Source organism: Halomonas sp. BN3-1, from assembly GCF_003056325.1.
In the GTDB taxonomy this organism is placed as follows: domain Bacteria; phylum Pseudomonadota; class Gammaproteobacteria; order Pseudomonadales; family Halomonadaceae; genus Halomonas; species Halomonas litopenaei.
In genome coordinates this window covers 1-20,971 of record NZ_PYVV01000010.1, presented here as the reverse complement: position 1 = coordinate 20,971, position 20,971 = coordinate 1, and the positions used below count along the sequence as shown (strand labels likewise).

Genomic DNA, 20,971 nt, shown 5'->3' with positions numbered 1-20,971 from the left:
GCAAGTGCGCACAATTCGCCGCCAGGGTGTCGGCTACCCGTCGCCTGAGGAGATCACCTGTGAGCACCCAGTTTCTTCGTCGCTTTTTCGATCCCGCCTCGATCGCCGTGGTGGGTGCCTCCGAGAAGCCAGAGTCCACGGGTGGGCAGGTCATTCGCAATCTGCTTGACGGCGGCTACGGCGGCAAGCTGTGGGCGGTCAACCCCAAGGGGTACGCCAGCGTCCACGGGGTCGAGTGCGTCGCTCGAACCTCTCAACTTCCCGAGGTGGTGGACCTGGCGATCCTGTGTTCGCCGGTCTCGACCCTGCCGAAACTGTTGAGCCGGCTGGGTGAACGCGGGGTGCGCGCGGCCCTGGTACTGTCCGGTGGCAGTCAGCTCGAACAGGACGAAGGCGGCAAGTCGTCGATCCGCCAGCGCATGCTCGATGCGGCCCGGTCCTCCGGCATTCGAATACTGGGGCCGGAGTGCATGGGCTTGATCGTGCCGGGACGACGGCTCAATGCGTCCTACTCCAGTCATACGGTGCCCAGGGGCAAGGTGGCGTATCTGGGGCAGTCGGGCATGCTGGCCAACGCCATGATCGACTGGGCGGCCGGGCGCGGGATCGGCTTTTCTCACCTGCTGACGCTGGGGGAAAGCGTCGATGTCATGCTTCCCGACCTGATCGACTACATCAATCAGAACTCGCCCACCCAGGCGATCCTGTTGCACCTTGAGCGAGTGCACGACGCCCAGCACTTCATGACCGCCGTGCGTGATGCGTCGCGCAATCGGCTGGTACTGGCAATCAAGAGTGGCAGGACCAGCCAAGCCGACCTCAGCGGCCTGCCACCGACACCGGGCGTCACCCACCGTGATCGGGTCTTCGATGCCGCCTTCGCGCGTGCGGGCGTGGTAAGGGTCAACGATTCTGATGAGCTGTATGACGCACTGGAGACACTGTCACGGATGCGCCCACTCAAGGGCGACCGTCTGGCGATCGTATCCAACGGGCTGGGACCGGCCATGCTGGCCATCGACAAGTTGATCAACGCCGGAGGTCGTCTGGCCGAATTCGAGGAGGCTACCCAGGCGTCGCTGCGCGAGCGAGACCTCGATATCAGCAAGCCCGGCGAAAACCCGGTGGATCTCGGGGGCTACGCCACCCCGGAACGCTTCGTCGCAGCGTTGGAGATCGTCGCCGCCGACCCCAATGTGGACGCCGTGCTGGTGGTCCATGCTCCGACACGTCTGGCGCCTTCCAAGGCGACCGCCGAGGCGCTGATCCGTGAACGCAAGCGCTTTCGGCGTAACTTGTTGACCAGCTGGATGGGCTTCGAACAGGCGATCGGCGCTCGTCACCTGTGTCACGAAGCGGGTGTACCCACCTATCTGTCGCCGGAGAAGGCGGTGAAGGCCTTCATGCACATGGTCGACTATCAGCGGGTCCAGTCGTTATTGCAGCAGACGCCCCCGAGCCTGCCGTTTTCAACCTCGGCCGAGGTGCGAGAGCGCTGCCACCGGCTGATCGACGAGGTCCTCGCCGATGGTCGCGAGAGCCTGACCCATAGCGAGACCGCCCAGGTGCTCAAGGCTTACGGCCTGCCGGTGGCGGAGAGTCGCTATCCCGACGGTGCCCAGGCCGCCGAGGAGGCCGCCCGGGAGCTGACGGGCCCCTTCGCGATCAAGATCGTGCACGACGGCAACAGTCGGCCATTTCGTTACCGGCGACATCCTCACAAGCTGTCGGCGGGGCTGGTCCAGGATCTGGCCAGACCCGGCGACGTGGCCGAGGCGGTGGATCGCCTCAGCGAGAAGGTCTCCGAGAAATTTCCCGGCTTTCGCGTGCGAGAGTTCTGCCTCCAGCCCATGCAACGCGGCAAGCATTCGATGCAGCTGTGCGCGGGCATCACCCGGGACCCGGTCTTCGGACCACTGATTCTATTCGGCATCGGCGGCTACAAGGTCAATATTCTGGCGGATCGACAGGTCTCTCTGCCGCCCTTGAACATGACGCTGGCCGCGGACATGGTGTCTCGTACCCACGCCGCGCGGCTGATTCGTGAGCACTCGAGTGATCCACAGCGCGATGAACAAAGGCTGTGCCAACTACTGGTCACCCTGTCGCAGATGGCCACCGACCTGCCTCGGCTGCGTGGTCTCGAGATCAACCCGCTGCTGCTCAATCGCGACGGCATGGTGGCGGTGGACTTCGCCATGGACCTCGGTTCTCCTGCACGCTTCGCGATCATGCCCTATCCCGAAGAACTGAGGGAGTGGGTCAAGCTCAGAAACGGCTGGGACGTCGAGTTCAGGCCCATTCGGGCTGAAGATGCCCCTCTGATTACCGACTTCCACGGGCAGTTGTCCGAGGAGAGCATCCGCTTTCGCTACTTCCACAACAAGACCGATTTAAGCCAGGGCGATCTGTCGCGCCTGGCCCATATCAACTACGACCGACAGATGGCGTTTATCGCCGAGCGCCTTTGCGAAGACGGCAGCAAGGAGATGCTGGGGGTGGTTCGGGTCTGGAACGATCCCGACAATATCCGAACCGAGTTTTCGATCATCATCCGCGATGACCTTCAGGGGCTCGGTATCGGCAGTCGTCTGATGGAAAAGATGATCCGCTACTGCAAGGGGGTCGGCACCCTGGAGATGGTCGGCAAGATCATGATCGACAACCACCCCATGCGCGCACTGATGAAGCACCTCGGGTTCCGACAAAGCTTCAACATGGAGGAGCAGGTGGTGGACGCAGTGCTGCGCCTCAACGAGCCGGGTAACGATTGGCAGCGCCACCGCCTGGAACGGCCGATGGAGTAGCAGGTCGGCGTTCGATTCCAGGACCGCCGGCCTGGCCTCCCGCCTGTGCTTGCAAGGCGGGAGCCGGTCGGATGATTCGTTCAGGGTGCCAGCCGCACCACTTCCCAGTGGCCATCGCGGCGGCCGTAGCGAACCCGGTCATGCAGGCGACTGGGCTGTCCTTGCCAGAACTCGATCATTTCGGGGACGACGCGGTAGCCGCCCCAGTGCACCGGTCGCGGGATATCCTGGCCTTCGTAGGCCTTCTCGAAGCGCCGCTGGCGCTGCTCGATCCAGTCGCGATCGGGGATGACCACGCTCTGGGTGGCGATCCAGGCCCCGAGCTGACTGCCGCGGGGACGGCTTGCAAAATACTCGTCCGACTCCTGCTCGGCGACCTGCTCGGTGCGTCCCTCGATGCGCACCTGGCGCGCCAGCTTGGGCCACCAGAAGGTCAGGGCCGCATGGGGGACGTTGGCCAGTTCGCTACCCTTGTGGCTGTGATAGTTGGTGTAGAAGACCATCCCGTTTTGATCGAACCCCTTGAGCAGCACCACCCGCGCGTGGGGCAGGCCCTGGCTGTCCACGGTCGACAGGGTCATGGCATTGGCATCCTGGGGGTCGGTATCCAGGGCTAGGGCGAACCACTCATCGAACATGGTGAAGGGATCCTTGGGTACCTGGCCTTCGTCCAGGCTGCCGCCTTCATAGTCACGTCGAATGTCCGCAATATCACGGGTCATCGGTATCTCCGGTGGAATCAGACAAAAAAAGGACGGCCACTAGGGGTACCGTCGTCCAATTGATAAATCATCGCACCTTGTGTCCGAGATGTCGCCCCGCGTCGCCGGGAACACCACCGTCATCGTCGCGAGTCATGATGAATGTCAGCTGCTACAGCTTTAGCAAGTACCGCTTTGGCAAGGCGCCACCACAGGGAGTGGCTATCTTGAGTATATCGTCACTGGCGCCAGGCGTGGTGCCTTTATCAGCGAGGGGGAGCGACCATGCCATCTGTCGAGTCAACGTCAGCCGCCGAGCACCGGCCGTCAGGGCGTAGCCGGCGTGTCTGGAGCCTGGCCATCCGGCTATTCCACTGGGGACTGGTGGCCTGCGTTGTACTCTCATTTCTGACCATGAAGGTGGAGACCGACCTGTTCGACTTTCCGCAGAACGTGCACGCCAGGGCTGGGCTGATAGCGCTTGGGCTTTTGCTGTTTCGCTGGGGGTGGGCACTGGTCGGCGATTACCACGCGCGCATCGGCTCCTGGCTGCGATCTCCCTCGGTAACGCTGTCCTATGCCAGAGACCTGATGAAGCGACGTGCCGATATCTTTGCCGGTCACAATCCGCTGGGGGGCTGGGCGGTGCTGGCGATGCTGACGAGCCTGACGATTCAGGCGCTGACGGGGCTCTTTGTCACCGATGACATCTTCTTCGAGGCGCCGCTGCATACCCTGGTGCCAGCAGCAGTCAGCGACACGGCTCTGTGGATTCATCACCTCAACGCGAATGTGCTGCTGGCGCTGATCGTGCTTCACCTGGGGGCTCTGCTAGCCCATCGCTGCCTCGGCGAGCGACTGGTAGGCGTCATGTTCAGCGGCCGAAAGACGCTGCCGCGGGGTGCGCACTGGGCCGAGACGGACACAGAGACCCACCAACAACCAGAGCAACAGTCAGATCAAGAGCTAGATCGGGCGTCAGATCAGCAGCAGGGGCGACGTGGAAGCAGCGGCAAAGGGGTAGAGCCTGGCCGCTCGGCCCTGATGGTACGAGCGGCGCTGCTGGCCCTGTTCAGTACGGGGTGTGTGATGTGGCTGTGGGGGCGCTTGTGAAGCGGCGAAGGGTCACTCGGCGCGGAAGTTGTCGTGACACCCCTTGCAGGTATTGCCGACGGTGGCTACCTGCTTGAACAGCGCATCCTGGTCACCACCATCGGCCATCTCGGCGAGTTTTGCGGTTTCCTCGATCAGGGTGTGGTAGCGCTGGTCGAAGTCTTCGTAGTCATCGGCGATGTCCGCCAGGGCATCGGTCTCGACGCCATGGTCGTCTCCCTGCAGTGAGCCCTTGACGAAACCTTCCCAGGGTAGCGGCGCCACGGCGGCGAGGCGACGCGCCTTCTCGAGAAACAGTTCGGCGTCGAAGTCGCGCTTGCCCTGGGCCATCGCGCCCAGCGGGCCGATCTGCCAGGCCATCACGCCCAGCGCGTCCTGACGGTATTCGATGGCGTCTTCGATCTCGACGCTGGCATCGGGGAGTTCCTCGGCGAGTGCACAGGCGCTGGCCAACGTTAGTCCAAGTCCGGTCACGAGGGCATGCAACGGGGTCACGGTCATTGTCCTTACTCCTTGCCTGGCGACATGGGCCGGGCGTTGTCGAGGATGGCGTCGCGAATGCAACGACATCCTCAAGATAGCAAGGAGAGCGGCTGCCGCCAGAAGGGCATGACGGTCGGCCTGAACAAGAGCTATGAATTGCCCTGGTGCTGTCGCATCTGACGAGAGCGAAAGCGTGCGTAGCCCATGCAGCCGGTAAACAGCACCAGCGCCACCAGCGCCTCTGCCACGCCACGCAGACCGAGTCCCGGCAGGGTGGCGATCATCACCCCCTGGGCGAAGTAGAGCAGACTGACGAAGGCCAGCCAGGCATGACCCCGTGGACGGCGGGTCAGGATGGATGGCAGAAACAGCACAAGAGGCAGCACAAAGGCGATCATCGGGCCGAAACGATTGCCGTCGGCTTCCACCGCGATACCGCGGTACACCATCATTGCCAGCAGCAGGCCAAAGCCGACCAGCACCAGCTGGCGCGACTGCCGGGTCAGGCGGTCAAGCCCGCGGCGCTGTTCTACCCCCTCAAGCCAGGCTCTCATGAGGCCCCCTTGCGGGCGTCAGCCAGAGCGAGCGTCAGCCGCGCCAGGCGCGCGCCCTGGGCGAAGGCCAGCTCGCGCTCGTGTTCATCCAGCGGGCGATCGCTGCGAACGCCAGCCAGGTGGCTGACGCCGTAGGGAGTACCGCCACCCTGGGTGCGGGTCAGGGCCGTCTCGCTGTAGGGCAGCCCGGCGTAGACCATGCCATGGTGGAGCAGCGGCATCAGCATCGTCACCAGCGTCGTCTCCTGGCCGCCGTGCAGGCTCGAGGTGGAGGTGAAGGCGGTGGCGGGCTTGTCGATCAGCGCTCCTGACAGCCACAGCTCGCTGGTGCCGTCGAGAAAGTGCTTGAGAGGAGCCGCCATGTTGCCGAAGCGTGTGGGGCTGCCGAGCGCCAGGCCACTGGCGTTGCGAAGATCGTCGAGGTCAGCGTAGATAGCGCCTTCGGCAGGAATTTCCGGGTCCACCGCTTCACAGGTCGGCGACACCGGAGCCACGGTACGCAGGCGAGCATCGACGCCGGCGACAGACTCGACACCGGCGGCGATGCGCTCGGCCAGCGCCCGGGTGGCGCCCTGGCGGGAGTAGTAGAGGACCAGAACGTAGGGCAGATCCGACATGCACTTTCCTTATGGCAAGAGCCTATGGGTTGACGAAAGCCCGAGGCAACGGGCGAAGAGGCTGGCTGGCCTCAACTCTCCAGCAGTGACGTGATGCCCTCGGGCGGGCGGCCGATTACCGCTCGCTCGCCGTTGTCGAGAATCGGGCGCTGGAGGATCCGAGGATGGGCCAGGATGGCAGCCACCACCTGGGATTCATCTTCACGGTCGGCCCCCAGGCTCTTCCATTCAGTCTCGTTGGTGCGCACCAGGTCACTGAGCTTGCCGTCCAGTCGGGCGATCAGGCCACGCAATTCCTCACCGTCCAGGGGATCGTCGAGGTAGCGGCGGACCTGGACCTCGGCGCCGGCCTGCTCCAGCAGGGCAAGGGCTTCGCGGGACTTCGAACAGCGAGGATTATGCAATAGCGTGAGTGCGGCCATGACAGCTCCGGTCGAGTGGGAATCGGCAGCTATTGTAGATCGCCGGCGCGACCGGCCACAACGACGCGCCGCAAAGGCAGGTCATTGCTCGAGAAGGCGATAGGCCCAGACCTCATCGCCGCGAGCGAGGGTTAGCCTGACGCGTTCGTAGCGCACGCCCAGACGCTCGTAGCGGTCCAGTTCGGCCAGGGTCTCGCTATCCACCGCCAGTAGCTGTCCGGCCACCTGGTTGTCACGATCAACCTCCAGGTCGAGCCCCTCTCGGCGATACCCCGGGAGCAGTGCGGGCGTCGACTCGAGTCTTTCTCCGGTCACCAGCCAGCGCACCCAGGGGGAGCGCAGGGTGCCGTAGACAAAGACTGGGTGGGGGCCGTCAGCGGACTGCTCCATGGCGGCCGGAGGCGTATAGCCATAGGGGCTCTGGTAGGTGTACCAGAACCAGCCGTAAAGGCCGATGATCAGTGCGCCAACAAGACAGAGCAGGCGGGCAAGCCAGAGCGTCAGGGTGTTCATGGGGGGCCAATGACAAATGAGCTGTGTGTGCCGGAAATCGAAAGGCGGCGTGTCTCGCTTGACTAGCCTCTCACCAGGCGGCCGGCTTGTCGAACCGAGGTTTCCCTCTATCGGCGGCGGTCCCGGCCTTGCTAGGATAAAGATTCCCGCCAAGACGAGGAGGTGCCCCATGAGCGAATTTCTCCGCGCCGAGTCTTTTGATGGTGCCCATGATGATGTGGACTTCAAGGCCATGATGGGGGACGTCCAACCACTGCGCCAGGCCAACAATCGCGCCGATGCCGGCCGTCGCCGAGGCGCGCCAACCGAATCACAGATGGCCAGGCGCCGTCATGCCCTGAGTGGAGACGACGGGCTTGACGGGCTCAGTGACGACTTCGTCGATCTGGTGCCTCCCTTCGATCCGCTGGAATACCGCCGTGATGGCATTCAGACCGGGGTGGTCGAGCGCCTGCGGCAGGGCGGGTATCCGGTGCAGGCCAGTCTTCACCTGCTGCGGCGCCCGTTGCATGAATGCCGGGGGAGTCTGCCCCAGTTCATCCGCGACGCCTACGCGGCCGATCTGCGCTCGGTGTTGATCGTCCATGGACGCAGCCGCGATATCGATGGCGCCGCCAATGTGCTGCGCTCCTGTCTGGCCAAGTGGCTACCCGCCCTCGACGAGGTCCAGGCGTTCGTGTCTGCTCAGGAGGCTGACGGTGGACTCGGCGCCACCTGGGTGATGCTCAGGAAGAGCGAGCGTGCCCGCGCGGCGAACCGTGAACGCCAGCAGAAGCGTCGCGGATAGACCTGGCGAAGCCTGTTGCGGCTTCCCGGCCGCTTTCCTGCATCGATCCTCTTGTTACTCCTTTCCACCCGGCGCCATCCTGCAGATGGCGCCGTATCGCTTGCGTGGCCTCGCCAAGGACGCCATCGAGACAATCGGCATCAAGTTGGAACAGTCTGCACTGGCTGCCGCGACTAGGGTTCCTATAGCGCGATAGTGGCAAGCAATGCGCTGGCAGGGTCACGGCAAGGTGGGGAGCGACTTGATGAGTCATCCACTGCCGGTGCAGTGGCCTTACGACGTCATTCAGTTGGCAGGGGGCTACATGATCATCGCGGAACTTCACGACCACTGGCAGTGGTTCAAGCATCACTCGATACCTACCTTGGGGCACCGCTACTGGCACTGCGATGAGCTGATGCCATTGCTGCGCCGGCTGGACCGGGCGAACCGGCGGATTCAGGACTTCGGCCCAGTATTCACCGATCATGACCAGCAAAAGCTGGATCGTCTGCGTGATCGGGCCATGGCACTTGTCGAGCAGGCGAGTGAAACGGCGACAAGGTGTCAGCAGCGGCTGGCGCTGGGCGACCAGGGGAGCTCTCGACCGCTTGACGAACAAGAGCGGGCCTTGCTGCTGTCTTTCTACATGCTTCACGTCATCGAGCCTCTGGAGGATGCCCGGGCCCATCTGCTCGAAGAGCTTGGCTAGTCGACCTCTGGCATCGGGGGCGGAGACGACAGACAAGGACGTTGATGTCGCCAGACATCAGAGCAGCAACTGACGCTCGCACCACTCTCGGTGCCAGTCCTGGGGGCTGGCACCGTATTGACGCTTGAAGGCACGGGTGAAGCTGGCGGCGTTCAGGTAGCCACAGTGGTACGACAGCTGATCGATGCTGGGCGGATGGCGGGTCTTGAGCCTGGCCCTTGCCTGTTCCAGCCGGGTTCGCCTGAGGGTCTCGGCCACGCTCTCTGGATGGGCCGCAAAGGCGCGGTAGAGCCCGGCACGGGAGCAGCCAAGAGCGTGAGCGATGCGAGCGACGTCCAGGCCCGGTTCACTGGCATGCAGTTCGATATAGCGGCAGGCGGCCTTCAGCAGGCTTTGGCGCTGGGTCGCCTCCCACTCGAGCGACAGCGGCCCTTTCAACTGCGCCAGCGCTACCAGGCTCATGTCGCGAGCGGTATCCAGTGCGCAGGCCAAGTCCTCGCCGGCGAGGGCCTCTTGCTCCTTGATGACGCCAAGCAGATGGGTCGTGAGCAACCGGGTCATGGCGTTGTCGGGAAGGCTGAAGGGGCTCGACTCGGCCCGCGTCAGCGCATCAGGCGCCCTGGCCTTGACCTGGGGTCGGGGAATCATCAGGTACAGCATCGAGTGCTGCATGGCGAGGCTGGACAGGGGCTGGAGGCTATCCAGCACCACCAGACCACTCTGGCTGGTGACACGATGTCGCTGGCCGTCGGCTTGCTGTAGGCGTGCATCCCCCGCGAGCGTCAGGCTGACCAGCACAAAGTCGCTATTGTCCTGGGCGAAGTGGGCGCTGGTGTCATCGTTGGTGCACCAGCCAAGGACCGTGCCCTCGGTGCTTGAAGCGTTGATCAGGTTGGCACGATAGTCGCCGGCATGGCGGCCCTGGGGAAGGTCGAGCGCTATGGAGGGATGCAGACTGCGCCAGTAGTCAAAGCGTAACTCTGGTGCAACCACCATCGTCGAGTGACGCTGAAAGGCCGCCAGGGGGGATGGCGCTTCGCTGGACATAAGGAGCCTGAACAAGGTCTGGGGTGCGTGATCATCATCTGTTGCGCGTTCGAGCAGCGGCGCTTGTTCAGCATAGATCACTACGCCAACTGGTTCGGCGGCCAGTGGCGAGCTACCTCCAATGCCTGAGAAAAAGATGAGATTGACTCGTCTCTCAGGATTATTGGCTTACATATTGTGCATGAATGGGCATGGACTGGCATGAAGCGCGGCACATCGATATCCCATCTGCTGGTGCCCCTTCCACCAGACACGACAATGCCGCGATTCCTGCTGGCGCCAGCCTGTCACCACTGGGGCGATGGCGCCGGAGATCGCGGCATTGTTGATGGTGATGCTTCCTGCTTGCCTGGCAGGAGGTCGGTCGAACCAGGCAAGCTGTCCAACCCGGATAGGGTCAGGCGACGGCGGTCTCCCGCTGGCGTTCACGCGCCTCGCGCTGACGGCGCAGGAACATCGGCTCCGGGTTGTCGACGGACACCTGGTAGTGGCGCGAGAACACCGTGAGCGAGGCCAGGGCGTCTTCCACGACCTGGTCTTCGCGCAGCGAAAAGGCGTCGAAGCCACAGCGCGCCATATAGGACAACTGGTCGATCAGCACATCGCCCACGGCACGGATCTCGCCCTTGAAACCGTGACGCTCCCTGAGTACCCGGGCCAGCGAATAGCCGCGGCCGTCGGTAAACTTGGGAAAGTCGATGGCGATCAGCGGCGCGTCTCTGAGTGCGGCGACGGTGTCCTCATCGAGCTGGGTGTCGCTGGGCAGCCAGGGCGCCAGATCGTCGCGACGCTCGGCGGCCAGCCAGACGTCCAGGCGGACGATGGTCATGGGCTTGACGGGGGTTGCACCCTCGTCATCGACGTCAGACTGGAGCACCCAGGCGTCTTCCACCAGGCGGCGTTCCTTGATCAGCGGGCGTTGCGACGTCTGCTCAGGCATAAACGTGCTCCTTGAAGGGTTTCAGACCGATGCGGCGATAGGTGTCAATAAAGGTTTCGTCGGCTTCGCGGGCGCCAACATACACCTGCAGCACCTTGTCGATGACCTCCGGCACATCTTCGCGGAAGAAGGAGGGGCCGAGGATCTTGCCCAGCGAGGATTCGTTGCCCTGACTGCCGCCGAGGGAGATCTGGTAATACTCCTCGCCTTTCTTGTCCACGCCGAGAATGCCGATGTGGCCGACGTGGTGATGACCGCAGGCGTTCATGCAGCCGGAAATGTTGAGATCCAGCGGGCCAAGGTCGTAGAGGAAGTCGAGGCTGTCGAAGCGCTCCTGGATCGCCTGGGCCACCGGAATGGACTTGGCGTTGGCCAGGGCGCAGTAGTCGCCGCCAGGGCAGCAGATAAGGTCCGCCAGGGTGCCCACGGTGGGGTTGGCCAGGCGCAGCTCCTCGAGCTTGTGCCACAGTTCCTCGATACGGTCGACGGCCACGTCGGACAGCACCAGATTCTGTTCGTGGGTCACCCGCAGCTCGCCGAAGCTGTACTCGTCGGCCAGGTCGGCGATCTGGGCCATCTGTTCGGAGGTAACGTCACCCGGTGAATGACCGCTGCGCTTGAGCGACAGGGTAACGGCCTTGTAGCCCGGTACCTTGTGGTCGGTGACGTTGTTGGTGACAAAGCGGGCGAAGGCCCGGTTGTCACGACGCAACGCCTCGAAGGCCTCGATGGCGGCGTCATCCACCTTGCGACGGGGCGGATCGACGAAGTGCGCCGCCATGTCGTCGATGGCCTGCTGATTGAGGGTCTGGGCGCCGTCCTTGAGGTGGGCCCATTCTTCCTCGACGCGCCGCCGCATCTCGTCGATGCCGAGTGCCTTGGTCAGGATCTTGATGCGCGCCTTGAACTTGTTGTCGCGGCGACCGAACTGGTTGTAGACCCGCAGCACTGCCTCGAGGTAGGTCAGCAGGTGCTGCCAGGGCAGGTCCTCGCAGATGGTCTCGCCGATCATCGGAGTACGGCCGAGACCGCCACCGACCAGCACCTTCACGCGGACGTCGCCGGCGTCGTTGCGCCACAGACGCAGACCGATGTCGTGGACCTGAATGGCGGCACGATCCTCGGCGGCGCCGGTCACGGCGATCTTGAACTTGCGCGGCAGGTAGTAGAACTCCGGGTGGAAGGTCGACCACTGACGAATCAGCTCACACCAGGGACGCGGATCCACTTCTTCATCGGCGGCGATGCCGGCGAACTGGTCGGTGGTGGTGTTGCGGATATCGTTGCCGCTGGTCTGGATCGAGTGCATCTGCACGCTGGCGAGCTGTGCCAGCATTTCGGGCACGTCCTCGAGCTTCGGCCAGTTCAACTGAAGGTTGGTACGGGTGGTGAAGTGGCCGTAGCCGCGGTCATAGCGGGCGGCCAGCTCACCGAGCTTGCGCAGCTGGTAGGAGGCCAGCATGCCATAGGGGATGGCGATGCGAAGCATGGGCGCGTAACGCTGTACGTACAGACCGTTCTGCACCCGGATCGGGAGGAATTCTTCCTCGCTGATCTTGCCTTCGAGGTAGCGACGCATCTGGTCGCGGAATTGTGCGACGCGTTCGTCGACCAGGGTCTGATCATGGTTGTCGTAGCGATACATTCAGCGCGTTCCTGCAGCCAGGGAATGACGGGACGTTGCGGGTTACTCTACCTGCACGCCATTATGCTATAAAAGAATAAATAGTCATAGTTTGTGTGCAAAAGGTAATTAAAAGGTGTTGATAGGCGTCGTGCGGGGCGCTACACCTTCAGACTCTGCCAGCGGCGGCGTTGCCAGATCACCGCAAAGCACAGCGAGTTGAGCGCGCGGTAGCCTAGCTGACACCACCAGATGCCGGCCAGGCCGAAGCCTTCATGCACGCCGAACCACCAGGCCAGCGGCAGGAAGACCAGCCACTGACCGGTCAAGGTCATTTGCATCACCGTACGGTTGGCGCCGGCGCCGAGCAATGCCTGGGTGAACACCAGGGCGGCGGCGTCGAGCACGATCATCAGCGCGGTCAGGCGCAGCGGATCGACGCCCAGGGCGATCAGTTCGGGGTCATGCAGAAACAGGCCCAGCACGGCTTCCGGCATCAATGCCATGGGCAGGGACAGGGCAGCGAGCAGCAACCAGGCCATGTGCACCACCTCCCAGCCCCAGCGGTGGGCCCTTTCCGGCGACTCGCGCCCCAGCGCCTCGCCGACCAGGCTCATCGCCGCCATGCCCAGGCCCACGCCGGGCAGAATCAGCAACAGCGATAAGTTGACCAGCACATGGCCCACCGCCACGCTGGCGGTGTCGACCTGGCCGAGGATCCAGAACAGCACGGCGTAGCCGGCGGCGAACCAGAGCTGCTGAAAGGAGTGCGGCGTGGCCAGCTTCAGGGTGGTGGCCATGGTGCTGCCGCCGAGTCGCCAAGGCGAATGACACGGCCTGTGACGAGTGCCGCGATGGCCAGGCGTATGGCTCAACCAGGCCCAGATGGCGACACCGGCAAACAGCGACAGGCTGCTGCCGAGCCCGGCACCGCTGACGCCCATGGCGGGCAGGCCCCAGTAGCCGAAGATCAGGCCGATGCTGGCCAGCAGGTTGACCAGATGCATTACCAGCATGATCCGAAGGTACAGGCCGGTCTGCTGGATGCCGTTCCAGTAGCCTCGGTAGCAGAAGATCATCGCCACCGGCAGCAGCGCGATCAGACGCCAGCGAAAGTAGTCCACCGCCATCGACGTCACCCGCGGATCGTCGTTGAGCCAGGCCATGATCGGACCGGCCTGCCACAGACACAGGGCCATCAACGGCAGGCCGATCATGACGGCCAGGGTAAGTCCCGCCGCCAGCGGCTCCCCACGTGGATCGTGGCGCAGCTCGACGCCAGGCTCGGCGGCCGCCGAGGCAACGGGCGTCTGATGGCGTTCGCCATGGCGCCGCGCCACCTGGGCCTGAACCCCCGACGACAGCCCGAACAGGCAGGCGGTGACCATGAACATGGCGTAGCCGCCGATGCCGGCGGCGGCCAGCTCGGTCTCGCCGAGCCGGCCCACCAGGGCGGCATCGACCAGGTTCATCAGGCTCTGGCTCAACATGCCGGCCATGATCGGCAGCGCCAGGCGCAGGATCAGACGCCAGCGCGTCAGGTCGGGCAGCAGGGCCTGTTGTTGCAGGGAACGCATCAGGCGTCGTAGGACAGTACCGGCGACAGCCAGCGTTCCATGACGTCCAGCTCCATGCCCTTGCGACTGGCCAGGGCCTCGACCTGATCCCGGGTGATCTTGCCGGTGGCAAAGTACTTCGACTGCGGGTGGGAGAAGTACCAGCCGGACACCGCCGCCGCCGGCCACATGGCAAAGCTCTCGGTCAGTTCGAGCCCGGTGCTGGCCTCGGCGTCGAGCATGCGGAACAGCGTCGCCTTCTCGGTGTGGTCAGGGCAGGCGGGGTAGCCAGGGGCAGGGCGGATGCCCTGGTACTTCTCGGCAATCAACGCCTCGTTGTCGAGCTGTTCCTCGGGTACGTAGGCCCAGAACTCCTTGCGCACCCGTTCATGGATCAGTTCGGCGAAGGCCTCGGCAAGGCGATCGGCCAGCGCCTGCACCATGATGGCGTTGTAGTCGTCGCCCTTGGCCTTGTAGGCCGCAGACAGCTCCTCGACGCCGTGACCGGCGGTGACCGCGAAGCCACCGATCCAGTCCGGCTTGCCGCTGTCCTTCGGGGCGATGAAGTCGGCCAGGCTGTAGCAGACTCCCTCTCGGTTCTTGGTGGTCTGCTGGCGAATATGGTGCAGACGCTCGATCACCTCGCCGCGGGTCTCGTCGGAATAGACTTCGATGACGTCGTCATCGACGCTGTTGGCGGGCCACAGGCCAATGACCCCGCGCGCCTGAATCAGGCTTTCGTCGATCAACTTGCGCAGCATCACCTGGGCCTCGTCGAACAGTTGGCGTGCGGCTTCGCCGACCACCTTGTCGTCGAGGATCTTCGGATACTTGCCGACCAGCTCCCAGCTCATGAAGAAGGGCGTCCAGTCGATACGATCGACCAGTTCGTTGAGGTCGTAGTCCTCGAACACCTTGAGACCGGTAAAGGTCGGCGCCGGCGGGGTATATCCCTGCCAGTCCAGCGCCGGCTTGCGCGCCCGGGCATCGGCGTAGGACAGGTCGGCGGCCTTGGGGCGGCGCTTGGCGTTGCGCTCGCGGACCTTGACGTACTCTTCCCGGATCTCGTTGACGTAGGCCTCTTTCAGCCCCGGTGACAGCAGCTTGCCGGCCACGCCCACGGCACGCGAGGCGTCGGTCACATAGATCACCGGCTGTTCGTACTGGGGTTCGATCTTGACCGCGGTGTGCGCCTTGGAGGTTGTGGCGCCGCCGATCAGCAGCGGCAGCTCGAAGCCCTGGCGCTGCATCTCCTTGGCCACGTGGACCATCTCGTCAAGCGAGGGGGTGATCAGTCCCGACAGGCCGATGATGTCAGCGTTCTCTTCCCGGGCGGTCTTGAGGATCTTGTCGGCGGGCACCATCACGCCGAGGTCGATCACCTCGTAGTTGTTGCACTGGAGCACCACGCCGACGATGTTCTTGCCGATGTCGTGGACGTCGCCCTTGACCGTGGCCATGACGATCTTGCCCTTGGCCTGGGTGTCTTCGCTCTTTTCCGCCTCGATGTAGGGGATCAGGTAGGCCACCGCCTGCTTCATCACCCGCGCCGACTTGACCACCTGGGGCAGGAACATCTTGCCGGCACCGAACAGGTCGCCGACCACGTTCATGCCGTCCATCAGCGGCCCCTCGATCACCTCGATGGGGCGAGTCGCGCGCTGGCGGGCCAGTTCGGTGTCATCCTCGATGTAGGCGGTGATGCCCTTGACCAGAGCATGCTCGATGCGCTTCTCGACCTCCCAGCTACGCCACTCGAGGTCCTCCTTCTTCTCACCGCCGGAGCCGTCGCCCTTGTACTTGTCGGCGATATCGAGCAGCCGCTCGGTGCTGTCATCACGGCGATTGAGCACCACATCCTCGACGGCTTCGCGCAGCTCTTCCGGCAGGTCGTCATAGACCGCCAGCTGGCCGGCGTTGACGATGCCCATGGTGAGCCCTGCGCGAATCGCGTGGTAGAGAAATACCGAGTGGATCGCCTCGCGCACCGGATTGTTGCCGCGAAACGAGAAGGACACGTTGGAAACGCCGCCCGACACCATGGCGTGCGGCAGGTGTTCGCGAATCCAGCGGGTGGCCTCGATGAAGTCCACCGCGTAGTTGTTGTGTTCGTCGATGCCGGTGGCGATGGCAAAGATGTTGGGGTCGAAGATGATGTCTTCGGCGGGGAAGCCGATATCGTCCACCAGCACCCGGTAGGCGCGCTGGCAGATTTCGGTCTTGCGCGCGAAGGTGTCCGCCTGGCCGGACTCGTCGAACGCCATCACCACCACGGCGGCGCCATGACGGCGGCATTCGGTGGCCTGGTGGCGGAAGGCCTCTTCGCCTTCCTTGAGCGAGATCGAGTTGACCACCGCCTTGCCCTGGATGCACTTGAGGCCGGCCTCGATGATCTCCCACTTGGAGGAGTCGACCATGATCGGCACCCGAGCGATGTCCGGCTCACCGGCGATCAGATTGAGAAAGCGCACCATGGCTTCCTGGGACTCGAGCATCCCCTCGTCCATGTTGATGTCGATCACCTGGGCGCCGTTCTCGACCTGCTCGAGCGCTACCTCCAAGGCGGTGGTGTAGTCCTCTTCCTTGATCAGTCGCTTGAAGCGAGCCGAGCCTGTGACGTTGGTACGCTCACCGACGTTGACGAACAGCGAATCGTGCTCGATGTTGAACGGCTCCAGGCCAGACAGACGGCAGGCTCTGCTGCGGTCCGGAATCTGGCGCGGGGGCAGGTCCTTGATCGCGCGGTGGATGGCGGCGATATGCTCGGGGGTGGAACCACAGCAGCCACCGATGATGTTGACCAGGCCACTGCGCGCGAATTCGGCGACGATCTCGGCCATCTCCTCGGGGGTCTGGTCGTACTCGCCGAACTCGTTGGGCAGGCCCGCGTTGGGGTGAGCCGAGACGAAGGTGTCGGCCTTGGTCGACAGCTCCTCGACGTAGGGGCGTAGCTCCTCTGCGCCGAGGGCACAGTTGAGGCCCACGGTCAGCGGCTGGGCGTGGCGCACCGAATTCCAGAAGGCCTCGGTGGTCTGGCCCGACAGGGTGCGCCCGGAGGCGTCGGTAATGGTGCCGGAGATCATTACCGGCAGGCGCTCGCCGGTCTCGTCGAAGATCTCTTCGAGGGCGTAGATCGCCGCCTTGGCGTTCAGGGTGTCGAAGATGGTCTCGATCATGATCAGATCGGAGCCGCCTTCGATCAGTGCCAGGGCTGCCTCGCGGTAGTTGTCACGCAGGGCATCGAAGGTCACGTTGCGCTTGGCCGGGTCATTGACGTCCGGCGACAGCGAGGCGGTACGCGAGGTCGGTCCAAGCACGCCGGCCACGTAGCGGGGCACCCCGGTCTCTTCGCCGACGTCGTCGCATACCTGGCGGGCCAGCCGAGCGGCTTCGCGATTGAGCTCCGGGACCAGCTCCTCCATGCCGTAGTCCGACTGTGACAGGCGGGTGGAGTTGAAGGTATTGGTCTCGAGGATGTCGGCACCGGCCAGCAGATAGTCGCGATGGATGCGCGCCACCAGGTCCGGGCAGGTCAGGGCCAGCAGATCGTTGTTGCCCTTGAGGTCCGACGGCCAGTCCTTGAAGCGCTCGCCGCGAAAGTCTTCCTCGCTCAAGGCCGCATTCTGCAACATCGTGCCCATGCCGCCATCCAGCATCAGAATGCGGTCTTTCAGGCTATCGATGAGGCGGGCTGTCTGAGGGGTCGGTGCTGCTACGGCCATGGGCGGGTGTGTCTCCAGCTAGACGCTTGTCAGGTCGACGAACGATAAAATTTTTATGGGCCAGCGCTTGTGTCCACGCGGCAGGACCCCCATGTGCATGCCGGAATACACGGCGATGTCTCGGGAGTCGGTCGAAGGGGCCATATGGTACCAAAGCACCGGGCCTGGCGGCAGGGGCAGTGCGCCTGCGAAGGCGGAAACCAAAATCCGAGTAAAATACTCGGGATTGAGTCTGACGCAGGTGTCGCTTACCATGGTCCTGACCAAACCCGCGGGGCCACAGCGCCCGCTGTCAGGCGGGGCGAACTAGCGAGAGACCCATGAGCGAGAATATCCAGATCACCGACAGCGCACAGGACTACCTGGCGGAGCTGCTCGAGAAGCAGAACGTCGAAGGTATCGCGGTGCGGATCTTCATCACCCAGCCGGGCACGCCCTACGCCGAGACCTGCCTGGCGTACTGCCGGCCGGGCGAGGAAGAGCCCAGCGACGAGCGCCTGGAGCTTTCCAAGATCGCCGTCTATCTCGACGCCAACAGCATTCCGTTCCTGGAAGAGGCGGTGGTCGACTTCAATGCCGACCGCATGGGCGGCCAGCTGACCATCAAGGCGCCCAACGCCAAGATGCCCAAGGTCAACGCCGATAGCCCGCTCGAGGATCGCATCAACTACATCCTCTACAGCGAGATCAACCCGGGCCTGGCGGCCCACGGTGGCGAGATCAAGCTGATGCAGCTGACCGACGACCAGGTGGCAGTGCTGGCCTTCGGCGGCGGCTGTCAGGGCTGCGCCGCGGTGGACCTGACCCTCAAGGAAGGCGTCGAGAAGACGCTGATGGAGCGCATCCCGGAACTCGCCGGCATCCGCGACGTCACCGACCACACCGACACCACCAACGCCTACTACCGTTGACGTTCAACCGCGCCGACTGGCGCACTGAGGTTCCGCCCTCAGGATTAAAGGTGAATCAACAACGCCGCTCCATGGAGCGGCGTTGTTGTGTTTGGGCAAACCATTAGGGGTAGGGGGCGCGCGAGACTGGTTGGGGAGCGACAGGCCCCCTGTCGAGCCGGTGTAGGCGATCAGCCATCCACCGAAGTCATAGCGGAACTGCCGGCGGTCGCTGTTCTGGTTGGTCAGCGCCGAGAGTCGCAGCAGGCAGTCGTAGTGGTAGCTCGAATATAAATAATAAGAGCTGGACCATGGGGGCACGGCGTTCGGTCGGCTCGCCCTTGCCGCTTGTCGTTGTGAAGAGTCGATAGTGCTGGTTGGTAGGGGCGTGACCTCCCGAAACTTTATATGGCGAACTCCACATCCAGCGTCGAAGAGCCGGATGTTTTCTGCATCCAAGAGTTTGAGAAAGCCACTTACCCTGAATACATGGATTCAATCATTATTCTAAGATGTTTGCTTCCAGGTTCTTCTCCCCATGACTCCATTAGCTCTGAAGATAATTTGTCGCAATGTGCTATTACATCTTTTCCAGAAACTTTATTCCCACACAAAGTTGAAGCACCACCAAATATGTTAGAGATTTCATCGACTAGAGCACCAAATTGTCCTATATATTTAGAGTCTAATGTTGCCAGTGGGTATTCAAGTTCAATTTTGTCGATCGGATCTTGTGCGTCCACAAGTTTTCCGGAAAGAAAAAGCTTTAGCTGTATGATTGTTTCAGATTGCCACGCAGGGGCTTTCTCTTTCCGATAAAAACTATAAGTGTCATAATTTAAGTTTGCTCCGGCGGTCTTAAGGAGTCTGTTTGACTCACCAGGGGAGTACACCCTAGGTAAGTCAATAATTACGGACACTGTCTGATGAAATTCATCGTTATTATTCATAGGATTCCTTTTGTGGTAGGTACTGTATGCCTGAATGCATCAACCGCACCATGCCGAGCTGCCCTGGTGACGGCGCACTTCGCGATGCAGGTCGTCGCGCTCGAAGGCCATCAGCTGGCGCTGGTCCAGGGTCATGGCGTGGACATGGCCGGAGCCATAGCGCAGCCAGGCCTGGGTCTGGCCGTCGGGCAGGGTGGTGGTCTCGCGGTTGCCCAGGGCGTCGTGGGTGTGGCGGGTGACGCTGGAGTAGTCACCGCCGTTGGGCAGCTGATGACGCTGCACCTCGGCGATCAGGTTGTCGGCGGTGTCGAAGTGAAAGCGCGTCTCGCTGTGGCGGCTGGCCCTTGCCGCCTGTCGTTAGATAGAGCCAATAGCGGGTGCGTTAGTCGGTAGGGGGGGGGGTTATGAGCTCTCGATATTTTCCCGGTTGCATTCCACATCCAGCTACGAAGAGCCCTATTTAGTTGCAGAAGATGGGGTTTGTTGGCCGTTTGATAATATACGAGACATTGCAATTAATAATTGCTGTCATGCATAGTTAAATGATGTGTTCTCATTGTCACGAACGGTTTTTGTGGGTTTTTTTCTAAATCTGTTTCCACAAATATTAGACTTCCCCCAATAGATACAATTAATAGTCCATCTTCTTCAATTGCTACCACCTCCCCAGTTAGCTCAATACTATCTTTTCCTTCCTTTATTTTTGGTTGTTTTGAGTTTGCACCAAGTATTGTTGATCCCCACCAGAGTTTCTCGTCAATATCTATCTCAACATCATAATTCTCGTTTTTTATTGGCATATTTCCCAGCCATATAGCCTTCCCTCTTCCTAAGGGGCTGGCAAAGTTAACAAAAGTATTTTTATTGAGTACTTTGATCTCTTCGATTTTTACATTCATCGCGATGTCTTTCTCTGTGGAACCCTAATAACAGTGTTATCTACATTCATAACATTGTTTTCTGTATCCAGCGACCAGATTTCTTCGTGATAATGATGTTTGGTGGAGGAACTATTCATTTCATGGGAACCGTAACGGATACTGCGAGCACCATCTGAAGATACGATTCTATCGCGGTCGGGAGCACCCGTTCGAGGATGAATATCAGTGTGAGGTCCCGGACCCAAAAATTCGTCCCATCGGTCTGTTGCGTCCTCTGGTTTGACAGGTTTATTACTGTAGGTCTCATTGTGGTAACCCCGCCGAGGAACCCCCGAATCAGGACAGTTACACCCATTGTCCCTACTCAACCCCAGCGGATCCACCCATCCTGTCGGATTGGGGGCGTACATGTACAGGTTTTCGCCGCCGGCCAGGCCGATGGGGTCCTGGGTGGTGAAGCGTCCCGTCTCTGGATCATAGTACCGATGGCGGTTGTAGTGCAGCCCGGTTTCTTCATCCAGGTACTGACCCTGGAAGCGCAGCGGATTGTCGGTGGTGCTGGGGTTGCCGTGGCCGTCACTGGCCTGGGTGAGCTTGCCCCAGGCGCGGTAGTGGCCGACCCAGGCGAGCTTGCCGCTGGACTTACCGTCGCATTCTGCCAGCTCCATCGGGG

General features: G+C 62.3%; 20 protein-coding genes. 5 read left to right on the top strand and 15 right to left on the bottom strand.

Annotated features, from left to right (window positions below):
• Positions 1-59 precede the first annotated feature (59 nt).
• Positions 60-2,807, top strand: coding sequence for a bifunctional acetate--CoA ligase family protein/GNAT family N-acetyltransferase (locus C9F12_RS14265; protein ID WP_108449297.1), 2,748 nt, complete (start codon positions 60-62; stop codon positions 2,805-2,807).
• 80 nt (positions 2,808-2,887) lie between these two features.
• Here C9F12_RS14265 and pdxH read toward each other — a convergent pair whose 3' ends face one another.
• On the bottom strand, positions 2,888-3,529 hold the full coding sequence (pdxH, locus tag C9F12_RS14260; RefSeq protein ID WP_108133409.1) for a pyridoxamine 5'-phosphate oxidase: 642 nt from the start codon (positions 3,527-3,529) through the stop codon (positions 2,888-2,890).
• A gap of 264 nt (positions 3,530-3,793) precedes the next feature.
• Between pdxH and C9F12_RS14255 the strand changes: the two genes are divergently transcribed.
• The gene (locus C9F12_RS14255; RefSeq protein WP_108449296.1) at positions 3,794-4,621 is read left to right on the top strand and encodes a cytochrome b/b6 domain-containing protein; all 828 of its coding nucleotides are present in this window, start codon (positions 3,794-3,796) and stop codon (positions 4,619-4,621) included.
• Positions 4,622-4,633: 12 nt separating this feature from the next.
• Here C9F12_RS14255 and C9F12_RS14250 read toward each other — a convergent pair whose 3' ends face one another.
• The 5 genes from C9F12_RS14250 to C9F12_RS14230 all read right to left on the bottom strand — a co-directional run bounded on the left by C9F12_RS14250 (position 4,634) and on the right by C9F12_RS14230 (position 7,210).
• Positions 4,634-5,122: a cytochrome c gene (locus C9F12_RS14250; RefSeq protein WP_045992202.1), complete on the bottom strand. Its 489-nt coding sequence runs from the start codon at positions 5,120-5,122 to the stop codon at positions 4,634-4,636.
• A 131-nt stretch (positions 5,123-5,253) separates the two neighbouring features.
• Complete coding sequence (locus C9F12_RS14245; RefSeq protein WP_045992201.1) at positions 5,254-5,658, bottom strand: DUF2069 domain-containing protein; 405 nt, start codon at positions 5,656-5,658, stop codon at positions 5,254-5,256.
• Positions 5,655-6,275 (bottom strand): NAD(P)H:quinone oxidoreductase, encoded by a 621-nt coding sequence (gene wrbA, locus C9F12_RS14240; RefSeq protein WP_045992200.1) that lies wholly within the window; start codon positions 6,273-6,275, stop codon positions 5,655-5,657. The genes C9F12_RS14245 and wrbA overlap by 4 nt, the downstream gene beginning before the upstream one ends.
• 71 nt (positions 6,276-6,346) lie before the next feature.
• Positions 6,347-6,697, bottom strand: coding sequence for an arsenate reductase family protein (locus C9F12_RS14235; RefSeq protein WP_108449295.1), 351 nt, complete (start codon positions 6,695-6,697; stop codon positions 6,347-6,349).
• 81 nt (positions 6,698-6,778) lie between these two features.
• The gene (locus tag C9F12_RS14230) at positions 6,779-7,210 is read right to left on the bottom strand and encodes a gamma-glutamylcyclotransferase family protein (RefSeq protein ID WP_108449294.1); all 432 of its coding nucleotides are present in this window, start codon (positions 7,208-7,210) and stop codon (positions 6,779-6,781) included.
• Positions 7,211-7,379: 169 nt separating this feature from the next.
• Here C9F12_RS14230 and smrA point away from each other — a divergent pair, with 169 nt between their 5' ends.
• Both smrA and C9F12_RS14220 read left to right on the top strand, forming a co-directional pair.
• Positions 7,380-7,997, top strand: coding sequence for a DNA endonuclease SmrA (gene smrA / locus C9F12_RS14225; protein WP_108449293.1), 618 nt, complete (start codon positions 7,380-7,382; stop codon positions 7,995-7,997).
• A gap of 244 nt (positions 7,998-8,241) precedes the next feature.
• Positions 8,242-8,688, top strand: coding sequence for a hypothetical protein (locus C9F12_RS14220; RefSeq protein ID WP_157033037.1), 447 nt, complete (start codon positions 8,242-8,244; stop codon positions 8,686-8,688).
• A gap of 57 nt (positions 8,689-8,745) precedes the next feature.
• On the opposite strand, the gene C9F12_RS14215 is transcribed toward C9F12_RS14220, so the two are convergent.
• The 5 genes from C9F12_RS14215 to metH form a co-directional block, all read right to left on the bottom strand.
• Positions 8,746-9,735 (bottom strand): AraC family transcriptional regulator, encoded by a 990-nt coding sequence (locus C9F12_RS14215; RefSeq protein ID WP_108449292.1) that lies wholly within the window; start codon positions 9,733-9,735, stop codon positions 8,746-8,748.
• A 397-nt stretch (positions 9,736-10,132) separates the two neighbouring features.
• A complete protein-coding gene (locus C9F12_RS14210) occupies positions 10,133-10,675 on the bottom strand; it encodes a DUF934 domain-containing protein (protein WP_108449291.1) in 543 nt (180 codons plus the stop codon).
• Entirely contained in the window at positions 10,668-12,320 is a 1,653-nt protein-coding gene (locus C9F12_RS14205; protein WP_045992193.1) for a nitrite/sulfite reductase, read from the bottom strand. Before C9F12_RS14205 ends, C9F12_RS14210 begins: the two co-directional genes overlap by 8 nt.
• Before the next feature lie 140 nt (positions 12,321-12,460).
• Positions 12,461-13,876, bottom strand: a complete 1,416-nt coding sequence (locus tag C9F12_RS14200) for an MATE family efflux transporter (protein WP_205254699.1) — start codon at positions 13,874-13,876, stop codon at positions 12,461-12,463.
• Positions 13,876-17,577: a methionine synthase gene (gene metH / locus C9F12_RS14195; protein ID WP_045992191.1), complete on the bottom strand. Its 3,702-nt coding sequence runs from the start codon at positions 17,575-17,577 to the stop codon at positions 13,876-13,878. Before metH ends, C9F12_RS14200 begins: the two co-directional genes overlap by 1 nt.
• Positions 17,578-17,897: 320 nt before the next feature.
• Between metH and nfuA the strand changes: the two genes are divergently transcribed.
• Entirely contained in the window at positions 17,898-18,488 is a 591-nt protein-coding gene (gene nfuA / locus C9F12_RS14185) for a Fe-S biogenesis protein NfuA (RefSeq protein WP_045992189.1), read from the top strand.
• Between the two features lie 455 nt (positions 18,489-18,943).
• Here nfuA and C9F12_RS22595 read toward each other — a convergent pair whose 3' ends face one another.
• The 4 genes from C9F12_RS22595 to C9F12_RS23050 form a co-directional block, all read right to left on the bottom strand.
• Positions 18,944-19,417: a hypothetical protein gene (locus C9F12_RS22595; protein ID WP_162816486.1), complete on the bottom strand. Its 474-nt coding sequence runs from the start codon at positions 19,415-19,417 to the stop codon at positions 18,944-18,946.
• Between the two features lie 39 nt (positions 19,418-19,456).
• A complete protein-coding gene (locus tag C9F12_RS14180; RefSeq protein WP_108449289.1) occupies positions 19,457-19,699 on the bottom strand; it encodes a hypothetical protein in 243 nt (80 codons plus the stop codon).
• Positions 19,700-19,932: 233 nt separating this feature from the next.
• Positions 19,933-20,316: a hypothetical protein gene (locus C9F12_RS22590; RefSeq protein ID WP_157033035.1), complete on the bottom strand. Its 384-nt coding sequence runs from the start codon at positions 20,314-20,316 to the stop codon at positions 19,933-19,935.
• Positions 20,313-20,971: RHS repeat-associated core domain-containing protein (locus C9F12_RS23050; RefSeq protein ID WP_275886760.1), on the bottom strand; the 659-nt coding region annotated here is incomplete at its 5' end. The genes C9F12_RS22590 and C9F12_RS23050, both read right to left, overlap by 4 nt.